Origin of the sequence: uncultured Metabacillus sp., assembly GCF_947503125.1 — a bacterium.
Classification (GTDB): Bacteria; Bacillota; Bacilli; order Bacillales; family Bacillaceae; genus Metabacillus.
On sequence record NZ_CANNCR010000011.1, the window covers coordinates 46,319 to 71,642 of the forward strand.

14 protein-coding genes and 3 pseudogenes are annotated in these 25,324 nt (G+C 37.4%); 14 read left to right on the top strand and 3 right to left on the bottom strand.

Annotated features, from left to right (window positions below; all coding sequences use genetic code 11):
• Window positions 1-11: 11 nt before the first annotated feature.
• From Q1B07_RS10210 to Q1B07_RS10230, 5 genes and pseudogenes are all read left to right on the top strand, one after another.
• On the top strand, window positions 12-926 hold the full coding sequence (locus tag Q1B07_RS10210; RefSeq protein WP_299090260.1) for a carbohydrate ABC transporter permease: 915 nt from the start codon (window positions 12-14) through the stop codon (window positions 924-926).
• A gap of 106 nt (window positions 927-1,032) precedes the next feature.
• A complete protein-coding gene (locus Q1B07_RS10215; RefSeq protein WP_299090262.1) occupies window positions 1,033-2,598 on the top strand; it encodes a glycoside hydrolase 43 family protein in 1,566 nt (521 codons plus the stop codon).
• A gap of 160 nt (window positions 2,599-2,758) precedes the next feature.
• Entirely contained in the window at window positions 2,759-3,913 is a 1,155-nt protein-coding gene (locus tag Q1B07_RS10220) for an endo-1,4-beta-xylanase (protein ID WP_299090263.1), read from the top strand.
• 167 nt (window positions 3,914-4,080) lie between these two features.
• Window positions 4,081-5,094 (top strand): endo-1,4-beta-xylanase, encoded by a 1,014-nt coding sequence (locus Q1B07_RS10225; RefSeq protein ID WP_299090265.1) that lies wholly within the window; start codon window positions 4,081-4,083, stop codon window positions 5,092-5,094.
• Window positions 5,095-5,120: 26 nt separating this feature from the next.
• Window positions 5,121-5,264: pseudogene (locus tag Q1B07_RS10230) on the top strand (xylanase); the annotation flags it as partial.
• 199 nt (window positions 5,265-5,463) lie between these two features.
• Here Q1B07_RS10230 and Q1B07_RS10235 read toward each other — a convergent pair.
• Window positions 5,464-6,336 (bottom strand): LysR family transcriptional regulator, encoded by an 873-nt coding sequence (locus tag Q1B07_RS10235; protein WP_299090267.1) that lies wholly within the window; start codon window positions 6,334-6,336, stop codon window positions 5,464-5,466.
• A gap of 266 nt (window positions 6,337-6,602) precedes the next feature.
• On the opposite strand from Q1B07_RS10235, the pseudogene Q1B07_RS10240 reads away from it, so the two are divergent.
• Window positions 6,603-7,608, top strand: a pseudogene (locus Q1B07_RS10240) (hypothetical protein).
• A 122-nt stretch (window positions 7,609-7,730) separates the two neighbouring features.
• On the opposite strand, the gene Q1B07_RS10245 reads toward Q1B07_RS10240, so the two are convergent.
• Window positions 7,731-9,494 (bottom strand): Rieske (2Fe-2S) protein, encoded by a 1,764-nt coding sequence (locus Q1B07_RS10245; protein ID WP_299090269.1) that lies wholly within the window; start codon window positions 9,492-9,494, stop codon window positions 7,731-7,733.
• Window positions 9,495-9,967: 473 nt separating this feature from the next.
• Here Q1B07_RS10245 and helD point away from each other — a divergent pair, with 473 nt between their 5' ends.
• Entirely contained in the window at window positions 9,968-12,268 is a 2,301-nt protein-coding gene (helD, locus tag Q1B07_RS10250) for an RNA polymerase recycling motor HelD (protein WP_366945178.1), read from the top strand.
• A 326-nt stretch (window positions 12,269-12,594) separates the two neighbouring features.
• Here the strand turns inward: helD and Q1B07_RS10255 are convergent, their stop codons facing one another.
• On the bottom strand, window positions 12,595-13,011 hold the full coding sequence (locus Q1B07_RS10255; protein WP_299090272.1) for a MerR family transcriptional regulator: 417 nt from the start codon (window positions 13,009-13,011) through the stop codon (window positions 12,595-12,597).
• A 383-nt stretch (window positions 13,012-13,394) separates the two neighbouring features.
• Between Q1B07_RS10255 and Q1B07_RS10260 the strand changes: the two genes are divergently transcribed.
• The 7 genes and pseudogenes from Q1B07_RS10260 (at window position 13,395) to Q1B07_RS10290 (ending at window position 25,182) form a co-directional block, all read left to right on the top strand.
• The gene (locus Q1B07_RS10260) at window positions 13,395-14,435 is read left to right on the top strand and encodes an NAD(P)-dependent alcohol dehydrogenase (protein WP_299090273.1); all 1,041 of its coding nucleotides are present in this window, start codon (window positions 13,395-13,397) and stop codon (window positions 14,433-14,435) included.
• Window positions 14,436-14,713: 278 nt separating this feature from the next.
• Window positions 14,714-14,938 (top strand): preprotein translocase subunit SecE, encoded by a 225-nt coding sequence (gene secE, locus Q1B07_RS10265; protein ID WP_299090275.1) that lies wholly within the window; start codon window positions 14,714-14,716, stop codon window positions 14,936-14,938.
• Window positions 14,939-15,051: 113 nt separating this feature from the next.
• Window positions 15,052-16,344: a preprotein translocase subunit SecY gene (secY, locus tag Q1B07_RS10270; RefSeq protein WP_299090276.1), complete on the top strand. Its 1,293-nt coding sequence runs from the start codon at window positions 15,052-15,054 to the stop codon at window positions 16,342-16,344.
• 446 nt (window positions 16,345-16,790) lie between these two features.
• Window positions 16,791-19,994 carry a glycoside hydrolase gene (locus Q1B07_RS10275; protein ID WP_299090277.1) on the top strand — a complete coding sequence of 1,068 codons (3,204 nt, stop codon included), beginning with the start codon at window positions 16,791-16,793 and terminating at the stop codon, window positions 19,992-19,994.
• A 791-nt stretch (window positions 19,995-20,785) separates the two neighbouring features.
• On the top strand, window positions 20,786-23,329 hold the full coding sequence (locus Q1B07_RS10280) for a TIM-barrel domain-containing protein (protein ID WP_299090280.1): 2,544 nt from the start codon (window positions 20,786-20,788) through the stop codon (window positions 23,327-23,329).
• A gap of 393 nt (window positions 23,330-23,722) precedes the next feature.
• Window positions 23,723-24,453: pseudogene (locus Q1B07_RS10285) on the top strand (glycoside hydrolase family 66 protein); the annotation flags it as partial.
• A gap of 3 nt (window positions 24,454-24,456) precedes the next feature.
• On the top strand, window positions 24,457-25,182 hold the full coding sequence (locus Q1B07_RS10290) for a glycoside hydrolase family 66 protein (protein WP_366945179.1): 726 nt from the start codon (window positions 24,457-24,459) through the stop codon (window positions 25,180-25,182).
• The last annotated feature ends 142 nt before the right edge of the window (window positions 25,183-25,324 follow it).

Below are 25,324 nucleotides of genomic sequence, written 5' to 3' on the forward strand. Positions count from 1 at the left end.
GGGGGTACAGAATGAAAAGAGGTAAAAAAGGAAAGAGTTTAATGAGAACGAGAGAAGATGTAATATTTGATGCTTGTAACATTATTTTCATGATTTTAATTAGTATCATAATGCTATATCCTTTTCTAAATCAAGTAGCCCTTTCTTTTAATGCTGCAGCAGATTCTGTAAAAGGTGGAATATATATATGGCCAAGAGAATTTACTTGGCGCAATTATGAGTATGTATTTAATCAAGCATCCATCATACAAGCAATTATTGTTTCTGTAGCAAGAACAGTTATAGGTACAGGAATAGGATTATTATGTACTGCAATGGTAGCTTATGCGATTGCACAAGAAAAATTTATTTTCAAGAAATCAATAACCATCATTTTTATTATGACGATGTATTTTAATGGTGGGTTAATACCTACTTACCTACTAATGAGAGATTTACATTTAATCGGAACTTTTTGGGTATATATTTTACCAGGATTAATAAGTGCATTTAATCTTATTATTATGCGTTCATTTATAGAAGGTCTTCCAAAAAGTCTTTTTGAGCAAGCACGAATTGATGGGGCTGGAGACTTTAGAGTTTTCTTTCAAATTGTGTTGCCTCTGTCCTTGCCGGTATTAGCAACCGTAGCATTATTTGTTGCCGTTGGCCAATGGAACCAATGGTTTGATGTATTTTTGTATAACTCAAGCAATGAAAATCTCACGACATTGCAATATGAATTAATGAAAATTCTTCAAAATACTGCAACTTCAAACGGTGATTGGAATACCGCCCAAGCAAATGGTGAACATGCTGTCCAAGCTGTTACTCCTAAGTCCATTCAGGCAACTATGACCATTGTAGCGAGTCTACCAATTATTTGTGTGTATCCGTTTCTGCAAAAATATTTTGTTAAAGGTATGACATTAGGGGCAGTTAAATAATTTACTCTTTTTTCTTTTAATGATATAGCAAGTAATTTGGAGCACAGTGGGTTTCATCTAAAGGAAAAATCCAGGAAAGAAAGGGATTAAGGGGAAAATCAAAACAATGAGTGAAAATTTAAATCTACATTCAAACTTGTTCATTCAACACGATCAAAACACCTTTGAAAATCCGATTATATGGTCAGATGTACCAGATCCTGATGTTATTAGGGTAGGTGATACGTATTACATGACTAGTACCACTATGCACATGAACCCTGGGGTACCAATTATGAAATCGTACGATCTCTTGCATTGGGAAATCGTTAATTATGTTTATGATATTCTTGCTGAAAACGACGAACAGAAGCTAATTAACGGAAAGAATGAATATGGAAAAGGTTCATGGGCAAGCAGTCTTCGTTATCATCAGGATACCTTCTATGTGGTTGTGGGCTCTTTAGCTACTGGGAAAACCTATATCTTTCAAACGGAAAATATTGAAAAGGGTCTTTGGAAATGCTTTACTCTAGATGCGTATTACCATGATATGTCACTACTATTTGATGATGATGAGCGCGTGTATATGACTTATGGTAATGGTGATATAAAAGTTATTGAGCTTACTAAAGATGTAACAGCAATTAAAGGAGGTGGACTAAACAAAGTAATTATTCCAGATGCTAGTCTAGTTGCGAGTGCGGAGGAGGGCTTAGGTCTGTTGGCTGAAGGTTCACACATCCAAAAAATTAATGGGTACTATTACGTATTTACAATAACATGGCCAAAGAATGGAAACCGGGTTCAACTCGTGCACCGTGCAAAGCGTATTGATGGTGAATATGAAGGTCGTATTGCTATGGATGATCCGAGTGGTATTGCACAGGGAGGAATTATTGATATAGTTAACGGTACTTGGTACGGCATGTTGTTTTGCGATAACGAATCCGTTGGTCGAACTCCTTGTCTTATTCCAGTTACATGGGAAGACGGGTGGCCCGTTTTTGGCGAGCAAAGTAAGCTTCCAAAACGTATGACTTTTCCATTTCGTGATAAAACGTCTAGTAGTCTCATTGTGAATTCCGATGATTTTATTTCCGATACCGATAAAGTTGGATTAGTTTGGCAATGGAATCATAATCCTGATAATGAACATTGGTCATTGACCGAACGTCCTGGCTATCTAAGGTTAAGAAACGGAAGGATATCTACAAACTTAGAGGGTGCTAAAAATACGCTTACCCAAAGAACATTCGGACCAGAATGCTCGGCTCATATTGCGATGGAAATCTCGAACATGAGGGACGGAGATGTTTCTGGTTTTGCCGCCTTTCAGAAAGATTACGGGTTTGTTGGAGTAAAAATGTCTGGCGATTCTAAATCCATTGTGATGGTGAATGGGAGCTTTGGCTCTGCAGAGATTATTGAAAGTATTCCTATTACCCAGGTGAGAGTATATTTTAAGATTGATTTTAATTTCAGGAATCAGACTGACAAGGCATATTTTTATTATAGTCTTGACCATGTTAATTGGAATCTAATAGGGAATATCCTTCAAATGCGTTATAAATTAGGCCATTTTATGGGCTACCGTTTTGCTTTATTTAACTATGCAACAAAAACAACGGGTGGATTCGTAGATTTTGATTATTTCAGGATAGAAGATACTATTTTTAGAGAAGTAAATTAGAAAGTAATTATTGAAAACTTCGTTTATTGTATGAATAAACGAAGGGGTATTTTTTAATTTCAAGTTAAGAACTCTATCAACTTCGTATGTTTACTCAAAAAAGTCCCTTTTCTCATTTAAGTAACTTTAAATATCCTAAAAAATGAAAAGGAGTATATATATGTTAAAAATTTCACATAAACAAATTTTTTCTGGATTAGCATTAGTCTTATTATTACCTCTAGGAGCAAATGGTGCATCTGCTTTAGACCAACCATTAGACGCTTTAAATGCAGCACCAATTGATGAAAGATATGAAGATTCTTTCTCAATTGGTGCTGCCGTAGAGCCTTACCAATTAGAAGGAAAGACTGCCGATATACTAAAGCGCCATTATAATAGCATCGTTGCAGAAAACGTTATGAAGCCTATTAATATACAGCCAGAAGAAGGAAAGTTTAATTTTGGAGAGGCAGATAAAATAGTCAAGTTTGCTAAAGAGAATGATATGGACTTACGTTTTCATACACTTGTCTGGCATAGCCAAGTACCACAATGGTTTTTCCTTGATAAGGAAGGAAATCCAATGGTAGATGAGACAGAACCGAAAAAGCGTGAGGAAAACAAAAAACTTTTATTAAAGCGCTTAGAAACCCATGTAAAAACAATCGTTAAGCGGTATAAAAATGAGGTAGACTCTTGGGATGTTGTGAACGAAGTAATCGATGATTCCCCACAGAACGAAAAAGGTTTACGTGAATCTCCATGGTACAACATCACTGGCACTGACTACATTAAAGTTGCATTTGAGACCGCTAAAAAATATGCAGGAAACGACGCAAAGCTTTATATCAATGATTACAATACAGAAGTAGAACCAAAAAGAACAAATTTATATAATTTAGTGAAAGATTTATTGGAGCAGGGGGTTCCAATTGATGGTGTGGGGCATCAGTCTCATATCCAAATTGGCTGGCCATCTAATCAACAGATTGAGGATTCGATTAATTTATTTGCTAGTCTCGGATTAGATAATCAAATTACTGAGCTTGATGTTAGTCTTTATGGTTGGCCGCCAAGACCTGCTTATGAGACTTATGAATCCATTCCAGAAGAGAAGCTCCAAGCACAAGCTGAACGTTACGATGCTTTATTCGCTCTATATGAGAAATTAGATAATAAGATTAGTAATGTCACATTCTGGGGCATTGCTGATAACCATACATGGTTAGACGACCGTGCACAACAGTACAATAACGGAGTCGGAAAAGATGCACCATTTGTTTTTGATCCTGAATACAACGTGAAACCTGCATATTGGTCAATTATGGATTAAACATCGCAGGCTGCCTTTTTTAGATGGGAGGGCAACCTCCTTTTCTAGAAAAGAAGTGAGGACAAAAGCCTTATATAAAACAATAATTAATTTAGGATTAATCAAGGTATAGGTTGGTCGGCATTACTTAATCTTTATAAAATCAATTAGTCATCGGAGGGGAAGAGATGAATCAGCTTCAATCTAAGTTAAATATTCCATCTTTTTCAGACGTTTATAGTGATTACTTTTCAATTGGGGCAGCTATCAATCCACGGACAATTGAAAGCTCAAAACAACTCTTAATCAGGCATTTTAACAGTATAACAGCTGAGAATGAAATGAAGCCAGAGAATCTCCAGCCTGATGAAAACAAATTTTCGTTTAAAATAGCAGATCAATTTGTAGCTTTTGCAGAAGAACATCATATGAAAATGCGTGGGCATACATTGGTATGGCATAATCAAACGCCAGATTGGATGTTTAAGACACAAGACGGTTCAGTTGCATCAAGAGAATTACTATTAAACCGCATGAAAACGCATATTTCAACTGTTGTAGGACGGTATAAAGGGCGTATTCATAGTTGGGATGTTGTGAATGAAGTAATTGATGACAGTGAGGATCTCTTTTTAAGAAAATCAAACTATTTGGAAATCGTAGGAGAAGATTTTATCGAAAAGGCATTTCGGTTTGCTCATGGAGCTGATTCAAAGGCATTGCTTTTTTATAACGATTATAATGAGTGTCACCCTCAAAAACGTGACAAAATTTATAAATTGGTCAAATCTTTACTCGAAAAACAGGTTCCTATACATGGAATAGGCATGCAAGGGCATTGGAATTTAACGGTTCCAACGTTAGATGACATCCGTGCTGCAATTGAAAAATATGCATCTCTTGGCTTGCAAATTCAGCTTACTGAATTAGATATTTCAGTATTTGATTCTACCGATGGACGAACAGATTTAAAAGAGCCAACAACTGAAATGATTGCGTTACAAGAGGAACGCTATGAGCAGCTGTTTTCTATGTTAAGGGAATATAGGGATGTAATCAGTAGCGTTACTTTCTGGGGTGTTGCAGATGATTATACATGGTTAGATAATTTTCCTGTAAAAGGAAGGAAGAATTGGCCGTTGTTATTTGATGTCAATCAACTTCCAAAAAAATCTTTTCAGAAAATTACGAGTTTTAGATAATCTTTCTCAATTTTTTATGATGATAGCAGGACAAATTTGACAGAATTTGGTTATAGACTAAGAAAAACATGTATATGACTGACGGGACACATGCAGGTTATTTTGCATGGTCCTGTAATCCAGATGGCAAAAAGAATTCATATGGACCTGCGCCGGATGGGGAAGAATACGACAAAATAAGGCACTGAATTTCTAACTGACATAAAGAATTTCCACGCTGTTCAAGAAAAGGGTACTTTCATGAAAATAAAGGATGAGCGCTTCATTTTATGTAAGGTCCAGATTGTTTAAAAACGCTTGGCGATAATCTCTAAATCTATAATCGTAAGAAATGCCAAATTCGAGTTGAGTGATAAAAAGTTGGCTTTATCACTTGTAAAATAAATCGATAAAGTTTTGAGCAACTTTAGATAAGCTATGATTCTTCAGCCATATTAATCCGACTGGTGAAGAAATCTCAGTTGTACTGGAAATTTTGTGGGCTTGTATAGAATACCCTTTATGTCGTTTAAGCATCGTTTCTGGAACAATCGATGAACAAAAATCAGATGAGATTAAATCCATCAAAAGAGTAATGTCTGAACACTCACCAACAATGTTGGGGCGCAGATGAAACCGGGAAAATGCCTCCAATATTAAATAGTGGACACCTAATCCCTCTGTACTCGGTAAAATGAGAGGATAGTCTTTAATTTGATCAAGTGAGACTTCATGGTCGAACCGTTTCTGTTTTTGGGATGTAATATAGTAAAAGGGTTCTGTATAAAGATGAAGTACTGAAAAATCATCCAGATCGAGCGGCAACCGGATGATCGCTATTTCTACTATCCGGTCTCTTACTAATTTACAAAGATGAGAGGATTCATTTTGTTTAATTTTATAAGTCACCTTAGGGTATTGTTTATTAAATTGATGAAGTATTTCAGTTAACTCAGCAACGGAAAATGTATTGATGCCTATCGCCAACGTTCCGTTTACCCCGTTTCCGACTCCCTTTACTTCCATTTTGGCTTCTTCCATTAACTGGGTCATTTCCAAGGCGTATTTATACAACGTTTTTCCAGCTTCGGTTACTTCAAAATATTTTCCGCTTCTTTCTACTAATTTTGCGCCAAGTTCCTCTTCCATTGATTTCAAATGCTGGCTTAAAGGCGGTTGAGAGATATGAAGTCTTTCAGCAGCAGCGGAGATTTTCCTTTCCTCTACAATCGCTATAAAATATCGCAGTTGTCTTATGTCCATCGTCAAACACACTCCTTTTTATTATATGAAAAACTTAAGTCAATCTTATTTTTTTTATATTTTTCATATAATTATCCCCATGTTACCATGTTTGTATATAAGGTGAAAGTAACTGTGCTCATGATGTATTACCTTTAAAGAACGGGCGATTAGAATAATTCAGCTTGAGCTTCTTATCATCACAGTAAAGATGGGTGATGGGCTATGTTTTAGGAATGAATCTTTTGAAACATTTCATTTAATGGAATATAAGGAGGCAAAAGAAAGTGACAGATACTAATGCATACTGGTTAACGAATGTCAGATTAGAAACTGGTTACTACTATGAAAATGGTAAAGTTACAGGAACAGAAACAGAACGTTTCCATGTGAGAATGGAAGATGGGAAAATAAATGAAATGGTCTTAGCTGATACATCGTTAGAAACCAATTTGCCTAAACGGGATGCGAATCATTATTTAATGCTTCCATCATTTAGAGATATGCACATCCATATAGATAAAACGTATTACGGAGGTCCTTGGAAAGCGCCAACGATTCCAACTAAGGGTCTTTTGACAAGGTTAGAAGAAGAGGAAGAACTACTTCCGCGCTTATTGCCTGTTGCCGAAGAAAGAGCGAAAAAAATATTAGACTTACTCCTGCATTCAGGATCGACTCACATACGTACACATTGCAATGTCGATCCTGTAATCGGGTTGAAAAACCTGGAAGCTACTTTACAAGCAGTGAAAGCTTATAAAGGAAAAGCTTCTGTTGAAATAGTCGCTTTTCCGCAGCACGGATTATTACGCAGCCAATCTGTTCCGTTAGTAAGAGAAGCATTACGAAGCGGAGCCACAATAGTAGGTGGTGTTGACCCTGCATCAATTGACGAAAATATTGAGAAATCATTACAAACGGTAATGGAACTTGCCGTGGAAGCAAATGCAAACATTGACCTTCATATTCATGACCCCGGACATCTTGGTATTTTTACGTTTAAGCGATTGGCCGCTCTAACTGAGGAAGCAGGATGGCGTGCTTGAACGTGCCGGTCGATTAGCGGAAGTTTCAAGATGGATAGATGAACGATCATTAGCACACGCTCTATACTTTATTACTGGCGGCAAAACACCGCTTAATCATACTGGAGAACAAGTTTGGCCGCAAGTCGGGGACGATGCCAACATCGTGTTTATTGAAGCATCTTGTTCTGCTGAAGCAATTGCAAGAAGATCGCGACGGGCAGCTACGATGTTCAAAGGAGAAATCGTTTCAGGCTTATTTTAATCATGTAATGAATGTTTGAATTGCCTCATTGAACAATTCGGAAGGCATGAGGGAAAATAGATAGTTAAAAGAAAATCCCGCTTGAAATGGATCAAGCGGGATTTTCCTTACCCTTTCACTACTTATTCATCTTCAAATAATTTTTCACCGCGGTGGAGGCGAATGGCAATCCGTGCTGTATGGGGCATTTCTCTGGCAGTTGGGGCATGGCCTGCAAGATAACGTGTTACGGCGAGGGTCAACGTTTCCTGTGCATGACGAGCAAGCTCGGAATCCTCAAGTTGCCAATGATCATGTTCGACCATCGCTGCTTCAAACATTTGAAACGAATGAAACTCTGCATCCTCTCTAAGTAAAGCGTGACCGAGTGTATTGAAGAGCTCACTTTTATCACCGCCGCGGGCCAGGTAATTTACCACCCATCGTGCTGATTCTGCAACCTGTTGCTGTTTATTCATCAGCTCCAATAATTCAGCAGGATTCTGCGGTTCAGCTTCTATATTCTTTGGTTCCGGTCTTCGTGCAGACGGTAGATTGAGAAAACGATCAAGATAGACACTCATCGCTCCATGGAAAACAGCTCTGGTCAATTCAGGTGTCGTCGAACGACGTAATGATTCATGTACCGCATGCGCGTGTGTAAAAGTATGAAGCACAGTAATCCAATCACTGAAATCATTTTGTACATGGAAACGGGAAATCCGCTCCGCCGCTGCCAAAGCTACGAGCTGGGCCAAACGGACAGGTGAGACTCCATTTTTAAGTGTATCCAACATCATCTTTACCGTTTTTATCGCATTATCTGATAAAATTTGCTCAACTAATGCTGCTTCATCCACATCAGTGTCCCCTTGTGATGGGGCATTTGCAAGTATATCTGGCAATTCCTTAAACGCTTCCATTAATGGATTGACCAAGTTCACTGGTGATTGCCAGCTATGGGATTCTTCACTGCGGGATACATTTCCGATTCCAGGTAACAAGGATGTTAAAACATATGGCCGGTACTCAGAACCAATCTGCTCCAGAATCTCGAATGCTTTATTATGAAAATCGAGCGAATGACCTGTATTTACATAAAAATGATCCGTGATCGCTGTCATCATCATGTCAGCAAGCTGCTCATTCGAGAACCCTAATTCAATCGAGGTCAAGAGTACTCGTTCAGCTCCCTGTGAATCACGAACCTCCACACAATGACGATACCATTCTGATAATTGTTCCAATGATTGGGCATTCCTATCTTCTGAAACAGGAAGGGACCCTAGTAAAAAATGTGTTCCCATTCCAGAACATTCCCGTGCAACATGAACCAGACCTTGGAACAATGCTAAAATCTGACCAGTTTTATCCAATATAGGCAATACATTCGTCATCGCTGTTAAAATTGTCAATCCAGAGCCCCAGCCGCTTTGGTTATGAGAGGTCCCGAAGCTGACTCCGACCTTTGCAATCTCGGTCGCTGGAAAACCAGCTTCCATCAATCCAACTACCGATTTCGCGATGACAAGACTTAAATTTTGCTCAAGACCTTCACGTAATCGCTGCCTTAATTTTTCGATTGTTACTTTATTGTAAGGAACAGGGTGGACCCAAACCCCGTCTTCCTTTATCTCGACAGGGTAAGTTGGGACATCATCTGCCCATGGATCCAATGTTCCGCCGCTTTTTATATCAAAGCGAGCATGGTGCCAGTGGCACGTTAAAATCCCATCACATAAGCTTCCTGTATGGAGGGGGAAGCCCATATGCGGACAACGGTTATCCACCGCAAAAACTTGTTTTTCGTGAACGAATACTGCAATTGCATGACTGCCACCTTTTATTACCTTTGCTCCCTCATCTTCAAGTGCCTGTAATGAACCTGCATAAATCAATTCTGACAAAAGGATCACTCTCCCAGATAATAAAGTTCAATGCCCTCTAAATAAGGATGAATTGAGGTCTTACAAAAATTGTTATTTACTATTTTATATTATAGATTGAAGGCAGTAATCCTCCATAAGTTGAGACTTTTCTCACTCTAAAGTCTGAACTTGTAAAAAACGGTTGAAAATAATACCCGTCCGTTTTTGGCCCTGCATATACAATTTTATATTGAATCTACGCATAGTAGTCTGAGATTGAGTATGATAGACGGGTTTTTAAAACTTCAGAACAAAAATAATAATGGAAGGAAATTGCAAATGTAAATGAAAACGTTTATAATTGGAATTCCGACTAGACAGAACTGAATAGGTTTCCTGTTAACATCTTAGAAATACTTATTAATACCATGGATAGGGTTCAAATGCCTTTTTCATGGTTTTTGTACGTTTGCCTTAAGAAAAATACTCGGTTAAATAGGAGAGTGAAAAATTTGGGACAAAAGCAGCATCCTGATTTTTACGAAGAAATGGAGCGGCTAAGGTTTACAAAAAAGTATATGGAAATGTTAATTCAAGCAAGGGAGCTTGATGAAGAATCCTTTAGGAAAAATGCCAAGGAATCATTGGAGGGAATTGACTTAAAGGATAGCAGCTTAAGGTATTTAAATTTGCTAACAAATTCGAGTATGCTTCAACGAACAGAAGAAGAAATACGTAGTCTCAAAAAAATCTATCATAAGCCATATTTCGCTCGGATTAATTATAAGGCGAATGATAAAAGTGATGAAGAGATTTTATACTTTGGTAAGGCGTCTTTATTTGATCGTGAAACTCAAGATCCTATTATTGTTGATTGGCGTTCTCCTATTGCAAATCTTTATTATGATGGACGGCTTGGTGACGTAACATACGAAGCAGAAGGGGAACTATATGAAGGGAAATTATCATTAAAAAGACAATATACCATTGAAGAGGGAGAGCTTAAAGACATTCGAGATGTCGATTTGACAACCACAGATGAGCTGCTTCAGGAATCTCTTTCAGCTAGTTCAAGTAATCGGTTAACAGATATTGTTTCTACCATACAGGAAGAGCAAAATCGAATCATTCGAGCGGATTTAAATAAACCGATTATTGTTCAGGGGGCAGCTGGAAGCGGAAAAACAACGATTGCTCTTCATCGAATCTCTTATTTTATTTATACGTATGCCGAACATTTCAAACCTGAGCAGCTCATGATTCTTGCTCCTAACAATTTGTTCATTGATTATATATCAGAGGTCCTGCCAGAGCTTGGGGTAGACCGCATTTTACAGATGACGTTCAGCGATTATGTCAAAGCCTGTATCTCGAAAAAAATCAAGCTAACATCCCCATCTGAAAAGCTTGGAAAATTTATTGATCGAACCTATGAAAATCCTGAAATGATCCAATGGATTTCTAGCTTTAAGGGTTCATTAAAAATGAAAATCATCATTGACCGGTACTTAGAAGATATATTGAATGCTATTACACCTAAAAAGGACTTTTATTTATCAAAATTTAAACTTTATAGTGCCGATAAAATAACACATCTCATGCAAAAAGAATACACTTACCTACCTTATTATCGACGTTTGGAAAAGGTAAAAGAGGTTCTGCAAAATTACGTCAGAACAGAAAAGAAAGCATTACTGAAAAAAGTAGAAGAGTTTTACGATGAAAAGATAGAAAGGGCTCTGTTTAGTACGAGGCTGGAACCTGACAAAAGAAAAAGCTATGTTACAAAGGCGATGGACAAAAAAGCCGAACTTATGGACGACATTCTCAAGCAGTCCCGAACAGGGGTTCAAGCATATATAAAGCAGATTGAGAAGCATGATTTGATTCATTATTTCGATGAGCTATTTGCACATAAAGAGCAACTAGTAAAATATGCTGGAGATCTATTAGATGACGATCAACTTGACTTTTTTTATAACTATCAAGTAAACCTTAGAAAAAAACGGCAATTTGAAGTAGAAGATTTGGCGAGTCTATTATACTTACAGTATCATCTGTTTGGTATAAAAAAAGAGCTTCGTGCTCGTAATGTCGTCATAGATGAAGCCCAAGACTACAGCTATTTTCAACTGTATGCACTTAAGAGTGCTTTGGAAACAGACATGTTTACAATCGTAGGAGATCTAGCTCAAGGTATTCACTCGTATCGAGGGTTAAACGACTGGAGCCTAGTAAAGAAAGACATTTTTCCAAGAGCTACTTATACCACTTTACAAAAAAGCTACAGAACAACGGTAGAGATTATGCAGGCAGCGAATGATATTCTCTCATTATTGCCATTAGATCTTCCGAAAGTAGAACCAGTCGTTCGACATGGCGATAAACCGGTATTTCATTATTGGAATGATGAAAAGGAAGCAGTTGAAAAGATAAAAGCTGAAGTTCAGCGTTTATCTAGTGAGGGAATGAAAACCATTGCGGTTATTGGGAAAACAGAGAGAGAATGTGTAAAAATAGAAAAATTGTTTAGGAAACACGCTGGCGGGGAGTTACGAACCCAATTACTTCGTGAAAATGAAGAAATTAACCAAGAAGACGTAATCATTGTTCATTCACAGCTAGCCAAAGGATTGGAGTTTGATGTTGTCCTCCTTTTTGCGCTGGACGAAGTGTTTGAGCTTAGTGAAATTGAATTGAAATTACTGTATGTGGCAATGACCAGACCATTGCACCGATTAATGTTTTTCGGAAAAAGTCCTATTGTGTTTTTGTTAGAGCATATATCTGATGATTTGGTAACCAAGTTGTAGGTGTTCATGGGAAACATTGCAGAAAAAGTTGTTATTATGGGGGAATCAAGTGGAATTGGTGTAGAAACGACCAAGATATTTGCGTAAGAAGGGGTAAAATCAGTAACCTAATGACATTCAAATAATTCCACTGAATTCTTCCAGGAGTACCACGTAGTAAGTAGGATGGAACAACTAGCTTTATTTTTTGTTTGAAATAATATGTGGGTGAAGAATCGCCATTGTAGCTTGCTTAATTCAGAGACACGTTCATTGGTAGTAAATAATATTAGTAGAGCCACCTGTATTTTATATACATATTAATGATATACACAGGTGGCTTTCTGTTAATTAGTAATGGGAATCTCTAATTTATCGTTTTTATGAATATCTTCCGTTCCGGCATTCAATGCAGTCTTGTAATAGGAGCATTTATGCTCGATGACTTCCATTGTTTTTTTTAGTTCTTCCATCTGTGCTTCAACAGTAGCTTTCCGTTCTATAAACATGTCATATCTTTGCTGTAATGTGGAATCCCCCTTAGAACACCAATCAATGAAAGTTTTAATTTCCTTAATAGGCATCCCGGTAGATTTCAGGCATTCAATTACTTTTAAAGCTTCGATATCGGATTCTTTAAACAAGCGTGTTCCACTGGTTGTCCGTTCTACAAAAGGCATAAGTCCCTCTTTGTCGTAATAACGCAATGTATATACTGTAAGATTCAACACTTTTGCGACTTCGCTGATAGAATATGTCTTCACCATTTCTCTCCCTTTCTTAATGATATAGACCTCGAGTTAACTCTATTTTTATGAGTGGATTCTATCACGGTATTTGCTTAATGTCAAAATCATCTTAAAGGAAAGGAAAATTGTGCTCGGTTAAATAGAGTTATATTTAGTTTTAAAAAAATGTAGTTAACTATTGGCTAGATTGATAGATGATATGAAACCTGTATGACCGGAGGATTTTCAAAAGGAATATAAATTAAGCACTTGACCTAGAGTTAACTATAAGTATTAACATTGGTTTGTAAGGGAAAAGAAGGGATCGAAATGAATGAAGCAGGATTTCACCTGCGTTATTCATTTGCCTGGTACAAGCACATTCTCTTGAAATGTAAAATTTATAGGAGGTTTTATTCATGATAACTGCTAAAGCACGAGCTGTTGATGGTCCTGACAAACCGTTTCGAGCTGCTGAAATTAAACGACGCGACCTTGATTTGCATGATGTTCTAATTGAAATTAAATATGCGGGCATATGTCATTCTGACATTCATACTGCACACGGCGAATGGGGTCCAGTGAACTATCCTCTCGTACCTGGACATGAGATTGCGGGGATTGTCACAGATGTAGGAGCCGAGGTCACAAAGTACAAGGTCGGTGACCGGGTAGGGGTCGGATGTATGGTTGACTCCTGCGGCGAATGTGAGAATTGCCGTAAAGGAGAAGAACAATACTGTCTCAAAGGAAATATCCCTACTTATGCAGGTGTTGACAAATACGGCGAGCCAACCCAAGGCGGCTATTCTACCCACATTGTCGTAACGGAGGATTTCGTAGTCAGAATTCCTGACAGCATTGAGCTTGACGTTGCAGCACCATTACTTTGCGCAGGTATTACAACATATTCACCGCTAAATCATTGGAAGGCTGGTCCAGGTAAAAAAGTAGCTGTTGTTGGTTTGGGCGGTCTTGGACATATGGCTGTCAAGATTGCACACGCCATGGGTGCAGAAGTTACAGTTCTTTCTCAATCATTGAAGAAAAAAGATGATGGCTTGCAATTCGGTGCAGACAACTACTATGCGACAAGCGACCCTGAGACATTTACTAAACTTGCTGGTACATTTGACCTGATCATTAACACGGTAAGTGCAAGTATCGACATTAGTGCTTACCTCTCACTGTTAACGCTGGATGGTACGCTAGTCAATGTTGGTGCGCCTGCAGAGCCATTGGCAGTTAATGTGTTCTCTCTTATCGGTCACCGTCGTTCATTTGCAGGTTCAATGATTGGCGGCATCCGTGAGACTCAGGAAATGTTGGATTTCTGTGCAAAACATAACATTGTTCCTCAAATTGAAGTGATAACAGCCGATCAAATTGATGAAGCATACGAACGAGTATTAGCTTCAGATGTGAAGTATCGTTTCGTGATTGACACCAGCACAATGTGAGTTGCGTCAATGATAGGATTAAATGGTCATTAAAAGGTGTCCTAAAGCCTAGCTTTAGGACACCTTTATATTTTGGCTTTTAAACTCAAGTTAACGATAGAATGTAAATGAAATTTCTCGAGTACTGAAGAATACCTATATAAAAAAGAGAGAAAACAAAATAATTCTACTTTTCTATAAAAAATTTCTATTTCTTTAATTATGAAAGCGTTTTACAATGGGGTATATATATATTTAAAAGAAAAATTCTACTATTTAAAAAATAGGGGGTGGTTGTTATGAATAAGGAGTTGCTAAAAGCAGATAGAATCATAGAAAAACGAGGTATTGTTAAGTTTTTCGCAGATATTAATCGCGAAATGAAGAAGGTTAGTTGGCCAAAGAGCAAGGAATTGACAAGATATACAATAACAGTTTTATCCACAGTTATATTTGCCAGTGTGTTTTTTGCCATTATTGATTTTTGTATTTCTTTTATTATTCGTTTTATGATGAATAACTGATTAAACTAATGTTAGTTAAATAGAAAAAAGAATTGAACTTAAAGTGAAGCTGACAAATTCGCTGCTTTTGAAGAAGCAATTGAATCTGCTGGCACTATAGCTGAGGTGACCTAATGTTTAAACTAATCGCTAATTTCATGCGTGTAAGTGATATTCGAAACAAAATCTTCTTCACCCTTTTAATGTTAATTGTCTTTCGTATTGGTACATTCATTCCTGTGCCGAATGTCAATGCTGATGTGTTACAAGCACAAGATGAACTGAATGTATTCGGAATCTTAAACACATTTGGCGGAGGTGCTTTATATAACTTCTCGATCTTAGCGATGGGGATTATGCCTTATATTACAGCATCGATCATCGTCCAGCTCTTGCAGATGGACGTTGTGCCAAAATTCACTGAATGGTCAAAGCAAGGTGAAGTTGGGCGGCGCAAGCTCGCACAATTTACAAGATACTTTACGATCATATTAGGTTTCATCCAGGCGTTAGGTATGTCCTACGGGTTCAATACCCAGTCAGGCGGATTGTTAATCGAAAATCCTGGTATATGGACGTACTTATTAATTGCGATTGTCTTAACAGCTGGTACAGCATTTTTAATGTGGTTAGGAGAACAGATCACCTCCAAAGGTGTTGGAAACGGAATTTCCATTATTATCTTTGCAGGGATCACAGCAGGCATTCCCTCAACGATGAACCAAATATATGCACAACAATTCCAAGATGCCGGCGATCAGCTTTTCATCCGAATTGTAACAGTTGCCATTCTGGTATTGGCTATTTTAGCCGTTATCGTTGGGGTTATCTTCATCCAACAAGCACTTCGCAAGATTCCAATTCAGTACGCTAAGCGTTCCGGGAACAACAATATGGGAGGAGGTCAAACAACTCATCTGCCTTTAAAAGTGAACCCTGCTGGTGTTATTCCTGTTATCTTTGCGGTGTCATTTATTATTACTCCACCGACGATAGCAGCCTTTTTTGGTCCGAATGATGTGACGGATTGGATCCAGAAAACATTTGATTACACTCAGCCTATAGGGATGATCATCTATATCGCATTAATTATTGCTTTCACATACTTCTATACATTTGTTCAAGTGAACCCTGAGCAGATGGCAGAAAATTTGAAGAAGCAAGGCGGCTATATACCTGGTATCAGACCAGGTAAGAATACGCAGGAATATGTTACAAAGGTATTATATCGTCTAACTCTTGTCGGTTCTCTTTTCTTAGCAGTTATAGCTGTTCTTCCTGTTTTCTTCATTCAATTTGCTGATCTGCCGCAATCTGCACAGATTGGCGGAACAAGCTTGTTAATCGTTGTCGGGGTTGCCCTTGAAACAATGAAACAGCTTGAAAGTCAGCTAGTGAAACGTCATTATAAAGGCTTTATTAAATAGGGAGGATACGGGAGGCTCCAAGGAGAATAGTATAAAAATAGACTGTCGTTCTTAAAATGACAGTCTATTTTTTAGACCATTTTTTCGATTTGAAGGGATCGAAATAATTTGCACTTTTCTCAAAAGAATGTCTATTTCTTTAAAATTGAAAGCGTTTTATATTAGAACTAAATAGTTGATAAAACATTTTAAAAGAAATAGTGAAAAGCTCATTTTGTCATTACTATTAGTCTTTTTATAAAATGAAACCCGTTTCAAAGAATTATCTTTATTATTCTAAAGATTACATTTCATGCTCTTCTATCTAAGCATTACCTATGAGGGGGTGATAGGTTCAGTACAAAATTGATTGTTTAAAAGGAAAAACGAAATTAATTATCAATGTAATTAACAGGGAAGAAACCGTCATTTTCTCTGTATTACCTAACGAAAGGGGAGTTTATTTAATGTTACAAGTTGGGTTTATTAAAAAGTTACTCATTTCTTGTATCCTTGTATTCCTTATAACGGGAAGTATTTTACCGGCTTTACCTACAGTGACGAAAGCGGAGGAGGCAGAAAATGAAGTGAGTTCCATTTCAGAGTCCATAACACTAGATCCAAGCTATCAACATGAACCGTTTGATGGCTGGGGAACGGCACTTGTATGGTTTGCAAATGTAACAGGCGGCTGGCCTGATGAACTTCGAAATCAACTTGCAGATGATCTATTTGGTGAGGAAGGACTGAATTTTAATATTGCCCGCTACAATATTGGCGGTGGAGATTCTCCTGAAACAGAGCCATATATGCGGAAAGGTGGAGCCGTTCCAGGTTATTGGAATCGTCCTGCCGAATATGGCCCGCCAGAGGGGAATACAGAAGAATGGACCGAGCAAGAAAATTGGTGGGATCCTGAAAATCCTGAGCACTGGAATTGGGAAGCTGACGCAAACCAGCGTTGGTGGGTAAGTGCAGCAAAGGCGAGAGGAGCTGATACGTTTGAGGCATTTTCAAACTCACCGCCTTATTTTATGACGCAAAGCGGTTATGTATCAGGTAACTGGAATCCATGGGATGACAATATCAAGCCAGATCAATTTGGAAATTTCGCCACATACTTAACTTCAGTGGTGGATCATTTACAAAAGGAAATGGATATAGAATTTAAAACTCTTTCACCTGTAAATGAACCAAATACCGGATATTGGCGAGCGAAAGGCAGACAGGAAGGATCGAACTGGTCTCCAGCTTCACAAGCTAAAATTATTAATGAAGTTAAAAAACAATTAGCTGAAAAAGGTCTCGGCACAGTCGTATCAGCTATGGATGAAACAAATCCGCAAAAATTCAGACAAAACTGGGAGCAATATGATAGCACAACTAGAAATAATATCGGGCAATTAAATGTGCATACATATGGTCCTACCCAGCAGATTGGTGCAAGGGATATTGCAAAGGGATCAGGGAAAAAACTGTGGATGTCTGAAGTGGATCTTAGTGCAGGCGGCGGGCAAAATCATGAAGATATCATACCAGGTCTTTCCTTATCTCAGCGAATCACAACGGATATTCAACAATTAGAATCAGAAGCATGGGTGCTCTGGCAAGCGATTGAAGATGAAGTGAATATGAGTCCAGAGCATGAAAATGGCAACTGGGGACTTATTCAAGTAGATTTTGCTCCAGCAAATTTTGATGATGTTGAGATTTATAAAAACAAAAAATACTATGCGATGGGTAATTACAGTAAGTTTATACGACCTGGATACCAAGTCATTAATTCTACTAACAGCAGCACATTAGCCGCAATAAACAAAGATGACGATTCTGTCGTTGTGGTGTATACGAATTCTACCACAGAAGAGAAATCGATCAATTTTGATTTGTCAGGTTTTGAAACCATAACAGCAAGTGCAAAAGCAACACCTTATGTTACATCTAAAACGGATAATTTGGCCCAAAAATCTGATGTCATGATCTCGGATAAAAAGCTCTCAGCAGTCGTGCAACCACAATCGATTACAACTTTTGTTATATCAGGTGTGTCTGGTGTAAATAAGGATCATGTCTTTTTGAACAATGACGAAGAATACAAATTTATTAATAAAAACAGTGGTAAAGTGCTTGCTGTTGACCAAGATGGAAAATCAATTGTTCAAAAAACAAATATACATGAAGAAGAAACACAAAGCTTTCGCATTCAAAAAATAACAGATGGTTTTAGCACAAAAGAAATTTATAAGATTGTGAATCCTGCTACTGGAAGCGTACTTGGTATAGAGAATGGTTCAGTTGTGCTTCAAAACAATGATGATTCAGCAAATCAAAAATGGATGCTCTCAACCTATGGAAATGGTGAGTACACATTTATAAACGTTCAAAGCGGAGATTTGATAGAAGTGGGCGGTGAATCAAAGGAAGAAGGAGCAAAAGTTGGCGTGTGGAAACCGACAACAGGGAACCACCAGCAATGGAAGGTTGTCAAGGCTGGTATCACCAAAGTAGAGCCGGTTGATGTTGTTGTGACAAAGAAAAAGACAGCACCAGTCTTACCTACTGAAGTAACAACGATCTATGGTAATGGAGACAAGGTTCAGAAAAAGGTTGTCTGGGAAGAAATCGATCCAAAGTTATATGCAAAGGAAAATATTTTCAAGATTGAAGGATCTGTTGAGGGAACATCGATAAAAGCTGTCGCAACGATAACAGTCAGTAAGATTGAAAGTATTGAACCGATCAAGGTAAAAACAACACCAGACTATGCACCAATCTTACCAAATAAAGTAATAGCAAACCTGCAAATTGGTACATCTGGATATGTATCGGTTGATTGGGAAGAAATTGATCCAACGCTATATGCAGCTGTAGGTAAGTTTTCAGTAAAAGGATCGATTTCAAATAGTCCAGTGAAAGCAATTGCCAATGTCCAGGTGACAGAACCGGCATTAGAAAATCTAGCCCTAAATTCTTCTGATTCCGGCAATGAGTACCCGAAAGTAACCGCTTCGTTTACCGGCCAATGGGATAGCACAAGGAATGTCAACGATGGCATTGTCTCCAGTGCGAGATGGACGAATTGGGATCCAAATAACTGGAGAGAAGATGATTGGGTTGCAGTTGAATTTGAGAAAGAGGAAACCATATCAGAAGTGAAATTTCACTTCTATGATGACAACGGTGGCACAAGACCAGCAAAATTTTTGCATCTCGAATATTTTGATGGAACAGAATGGAAGGAAATTGAAGGAACTCAAACCGATGTTCAAAATAAGGAGCTAACCATTGACTTCACTCCATTAAAAACCAAAAATATTCGCGCAGTCATGAAGGCAAGGGAAGGCACTTGTATCGCCATTTCTGAAATGGAGGTATTAGGGATTGGTAACAAAAATCATATTCCAGGTCAAAGCGGGGATGCAACATTAGAAACAATACGTATTAATGGGAAGCAATTAAAAGAATTTAATAAGGATACTCTGCAATATCGTGTTGACGTAAAGAAGAAAGGTCAGGAAGTCCCGGAGATTGAGGCGGAAACAAGTAATTTATTTGCAACCTATCAAATTGAAACACCTCCATCAATTCCTGGAGAAGCGGTTATCACTGTTACATCTGAAAATGGGAAGAACCAAGTGAAATATACTGTTTTATTTAATGAGAGAAAGTGATATTCAAATCAAATTACAAAACGGTATACGAATGAAACAACGATCGAAAGAAGTATGAGAGAGAGAATAGTCAAAAGTCTGGTATGAAGAGGTCGGGGAATCTCTCCCTCCTACCAGATTTCAAATGGTGTTATTTATCTCACTATAAATCATTAATATAAAACACCTTTTCCAAATAATAGATTTCTTAAATAATTAAGAGTAATTCATTATTTTTATTAGTCAGCCAGCACGATCTTCTTGGAAGATCGTGTTTTGTTGTTATTTTACAATAGTGATTTGTAAATCATTACATTGTATCAGAAAAACTCAACCTTATAACATTTTATGTATAGAGATACAAAAAAAGAGTGATTTTGAATGGAAGGGACAATGAATACATACTTCTAAATTTTATGGTGAAATATATATCCTGCAATTATTTAGAAAATATTGTATAGGTAAGAATAATAAAAATAACAAGTAGATAAAGAAAAAAGTTGAGACATTTGCCTATTTAGTCTGTAGTAGAGCTCGTGAACAAGACGGAAATTGAGTCAGAATATTGTGGTAATTGATTCTAAATAACCAAAAAAAATTAATAAATTGTGAAAATCTAGATACTATGCCTTATTTTCATTTTTTTTAACAAACGTTTTCAAAGAAAAAGTATGCCGTTTTCATCCTTTAAGTATCAATGTCATTGAGATGATCTCCCTACTTTATTTTTTGATTTTTTCGTTAGTTGACAGAAAATTCTACCATCGGTAAGATTCATCCGTAATCAAAAATTTTCTTACGAGGTGAAAAAAATGCTCTCATCCAAAAAAACATTGCGAGTATTAGCTGGACTGTCTCTTGCAGCTACAGTAAGTTTTTCTACTGCAGTTCCAAGTGCTCTAGCGGTAACACAACCGGAGGCGGATACCCCTTTACAAAAGGAAAACCTCCAAAAGTTAAGTGTCCAAGGTGTCACTGAACTCTCAAATGGGGTCAAACTTGATTTAGGTACATACGAAGCTTATATTCGGGTTTTTGCCAAAGATCTTGTTAAAGTTTCAGTACTGGAAAAAGGTGAAGAAGAATTTGAATCAAGAGGGATCGTGAAAAAAGAACGTGAATGGAAAAGTGTGCCATTCAGTGCAAACGTTAGCGCAGATACCTACACATTAAAAACAAAGGAAATAACAGTTGAAATTAAATTGAAGCCGTTTGGAGTGAAATTCCTTGATAAAAAGGGGAATGTCATTAACGAAGACTACCTAAATCAAGGTGCAACATCAGGTTATGAAAACGGAAAGCCTTACGTCTTTAAGAAAACGAATGAAGATGAAGACTTTTACGGCTTTGGTGAGCAAGCAGGGTTAGAAGTTAATAAGCGTGGAGACAGTATTGGTTTATGGAACACAGATGCTTACGCATATAACAAGGATACAAAATACTTGTATACTTCGATTCCATTCTTTATTGGGTTAAAAGATAACAATGCATATGGTATTTTCTTTGATAACACACATCGTTCCTACTACGAAATGGCCAGTGAATCTGATGATTACTACTATTTCTATGCAAATGGCGGAAAATTAACATACTACTTTGCATATGGCCCAGAAATTGGCGATGTTATTGACCGTTACACTGAATTAACAGGTAAGATGGATGTTCCTGCAAAATGGTCATTAGGCTTACACCAAAGCAAATGGGGTTACACTCCAGAGGAAATTGTGAATGTTGCGAAAACGTACCGTGAAAAGAACATCCCATTAGATACCATGCACTTTGATATTGATTATATGGATGGCTATCGTGTGTTTACTTGGAACCAACAATACAAAGATGCATTAAAACAATTAAAAGCTATGGAAGGCTTCCACGCGATTGCGATTAATGATCCGGCTGTAAAGCAGGATGAAAACTATAAAATTTATCAAGAAGGTACAAAAAATGACTTTTGGGCAAAAAATCCAGATGGTACTCCTTACATAGGTCCAGTATGGCCTGGAGATTCAGCTTTCCCTGACTTCTCTAAAGAAGAAGTACGTGATTGGTGGGCAAAGAATCATGATGTGTTATTTAACGAAGGAATTGACGGTATTTGGAATGATATGAATGAACCGGCTGTTTTCCGTGATGATGAAAGACATGCTCATACATTGCCACTTGATACGTATTTTGGTACTGAAGACAACAAAATTCTCCATACTGAGTACCATAATTTATATGGTCATGATGAAGCAGAAGCTACTTATAATGCGTTTAAAATGCACAAGCCTGGCACTCGTCCATTCGTCTTAACTCGTGATATGTATGCTGGTACACAGCGTTGGGCTGCGTTGTGGACAGGGGATAATTTCAGTAACTGGGAGCATTTAGAAATGTCACTTCCGATGAACATGAACGTAGGCTTATCTGGAGTTGCATTCGTAGGTAATGATATTGGCGGTTTCGCATCACGTCCTGATGCAGAATTATTTGCTCGTTGGATTGAAGTAGGAGCATTCTTGCCATTCGCTCGTATTCACTATGATAGTGATGCAAAAGCAACCGTGAAACAAGGTCAAGAGCCGTGGGCATTTGGTCAGGAAGTGGAAAAAATCAGTAAGAAATACATTGAAATGCGTTATAAATTGCTTCCGTATCTATACAATGAATTCAAAGAAGCAGCAGATAGCGGGAAACCGGTTCAGCAACCGCTTGTCTATCAATTCCAACATGATGAAATGACACATGATATCAGTGATCAATACATGTTCGGAGATTCGATGATGCTGGCTCCGGTCGTCAAACAAGGTCAAACATCACGTGAAGTTTATTTACCGAAAGACGTTAGTTGGACAGATTATTGGACAGGCAAAAAATATGAGGGTGGACAGACAATTACTGTCGATGTACCGCTTGAACATATGCCAATATTCGTAAAAGATGAATCTATTATTCCAACCCGTGATGTCCAACAATATACAGATGAAAAGCCGCTTACAAATCTAGTACTAGACACTTATCTGAAAGAAGAGGCTGCTTATTCATTCTATGAAGATGATGGTGCTACTGAAGACTACAAGAATGGTGAATATAACGTTACTGAATTTAAAGTGGAACAAAAACCATACCATGTTACATTTGAACAAAAGAAAAAGGCAACGAATTATTCTGAAACACAGTTGAAGCAGTACACATTAAAATTAAATAATGCAGTAAAGCCAACAAAAATTCAAGCTGGAAAAACGATTTATAAACAAGTTGGTTCATTAAAGGAAACTCAAGGTAACCTTAACACATTCTTCTATGATGAAAATGCAAAAGTTCTATATGTAAGCATTCCAGCAGATGAAGAGAAGAAAGTTCAAATCCGATAATTTTGGGTATGCACTTGGTCAAGAAGGAATATTAACTAGTTCCTTCTTGCCATCCTTATGAAACATAGAAATGAAGAGAGAAACTGACTGAGGGCGGACATCCAATTGAAAAGATAATGGATGCTGATTATAGTTGGAAAAAGTAAGCAATATGCCGAAGCATAAATAATAAGCAGAAAAAAGAGGGACTAGCTTTAGTGTTAGTTCCTTCAAATAGGATATTGTTTCAAGTTGGGAGTAGATTTGATGTTATCGAAAAAAGTGAATATATTAATTTTCTTATCTATTATTTTATTACTGTTAATTATAATAGGTGTAACAAAATACCCCTCTTCTTCTCCTCATTACGATTCCAAAAAAGAAACTTCATACATCATTCCCGAACATAGAAACATGATAAAAAATATTTCAACGGATAAAGCAGCTTATCATGTTAAGGATACCGTGAAATTTACTGCTCAATTAACGAATGGACATTCAAATGGCATGCTAATCATTACCTATTACCATTTAGGGAACATTCTTTTTAAGCAAGAAGTGAAGGTAACCAATAAGGAAGCCAAGTGGGAATGGCAGCCTCCAAAAGAAGATTTTAAAGGATATTTTGTTCATGTCCAGTATACATCCAATACAAAACAGGATAGCCAAACAATTGCAGTTGATGTGTCAAGTGATTGGTCTAAATTTCCTCGGTACGGATTTTTATCGAATTTTCAAGATCTATCGTTTAAGGAGATGCAGTCTGTGATATCCAGGTTGAACCGTTATCATATTAATGGATTGCAGTTTTATGATTGGCATTATAAACATCATCAGCCTCTTAAAACAATGAACCTGTCCCCTATTGGGAGGATATCGCCAATCGTCCCACATCCCTGCTTACGATAAGAAAATATATTGATTTAGCTCATGAACGGAATATGAAGACGATGGCATATAATCTATTGTACGGTGCTTTTGCTGAAGCTGAAAAAGAGGGAGTTAAAACAGAATGGCGATTATTTAAAGATCGGCAAGGTCATGCCCATGACTATCATTCACTTCCAGATGACTGGAAAAGTGATGTGTTTATGGTGAATCCGGGAAACCCTGAATGGCAGACATATATTATTGGTCAACAAAAAAGTGTGTATCATGCTCTTCCATTTGATGGTTGGCATATTGACCAGCTTGGTCCAAGAGGAGAGGTCAAACGCATCATTGATGAGAATGAACACTATTCAGAAGGAAACAAAAATACAGTCTTAGCTGCTTATATGAATTATGAATTTTCCAATCAGCCCGGGGAATTTAATACACCAGGTGTGTTATTAGCAAACAGTGTGATTTTTGCAGCAGGAGGCTCTCACTTAGAACTTGGAGAACATATGCTATCAAAAGAATATTTTCCACATAAAAATTTGAAAATAGCTCAATCTTTGCAAAGCAGTCTGATCAAGTATTATGATTTTCTTGTTGCTTATGAAAACTTGCTTCGAGATAATCTGCAAGAGGTGCCAATCTCGATTCGTTCACATGATCGGGTACTTTTTTCTTCACAACCAGAACAAGGGAAAGTATGGTATTACGCAAAACAAAAAATGAATATAAAAGTCATTCACTTCATTAATTTTGTAGATGCAAAAACGTTAGAATGGCGTGATACAAATGGAAGTCAAGCAGAGCCTCAAGATCGAAAGCAGCTAAATGTACAGCTTAAAGAGACCAGGTCCATTAAAAAAATTTGGCTGGCCTCACCAGACATCCAAAACGGAATTCCGATTTCACTCCCATTTAAACAGGAAAATGAAGAGGTTCGCTTTACCCTTCCAAGTCTTAAATACTGGGATATGGTTGTGATAGAGTATAAATAATCGCAGCTTGGTGGTGTCTTTTCTTCCATTTAAAACCTCTTAACTGGAAGAAAAGACACTTATTTTATTTAGAAAATATCAAATATAAGACACTATTTTGATAATATAAGCGATTTATTTTGATAACGCTTTCAACCATAAT

Bases quoted from the DNA above. Each gene is read 5' to 3' on its own strand.
- Q1B07_RS10210 (WP_299090260.1), top strand. From the start codon at position 12: ATGAAAAGAGGTAAAAAAGGAAAGAGTTTAATGAGAACGAGAGAAGAT.
- Q1B07_RS10215 (WP_299090262.1), top strand. From the start codon at position 1,033: ATGAGTGAAAATTTAAATCTACATTCAAACTTGTTCATTCAACACGAT.
- Q1B07_RS10220 (WP_299090263.1), top strand. From the start codon at position 2,759: ATGTTAAAAATTTCACATAAACAAATTTTTTCTGGATTAGCATTAGTC.
- Q1B07_RS10225 (WP_299090265.1), top strand. From the start codon at position 4,081: ATGAATCAGCTTCAATCTAAGTTAAATATTCCATCTTTTTCAGACGTT.
- Q1B07_RS10235 (WP_299090267.1), bottom strand. From the start codon at position 6,336: ATGGACATAAGACAACTGCGATATTTTATAGCGATTGTAGAGGAAAGG.
- Q1B07_RS10260 (WP_299090273.1), top strand. From the start codon at position 13,395: ATGATAACTGCTAAAGCACGAGCTGTTGATGGTCCTGACAAACCGTTT.
- secE (WP_299090275.1), top strand. From the start codon at position 14,714: ATGAATAAGGAGTTGCTAAAAGCAGATAGAATCATAGAAAAACGAGGT.
- secY (WP_299090276.1), top strand. From the start codon at position 15,052: ATGTTTAAACTAATCGCTAATTTCATGCGTGTAAGTGATATTCGAAAC.
- Q1B07_RS10275 (WP_299090277.1), top strand. From the start codon at position 16,791: ATGTTACAAGTTGGGTTTATTAAAAAGTTACTCATTTCTTGTATCCTT.
- Q1B07_RS10280 (WP_299090280.1), top strand. From the start codon at position 20,786: ATGCTCTCATCCAAAAAAACATTGCGAGTATTAGCTGGACTGTCTCTT.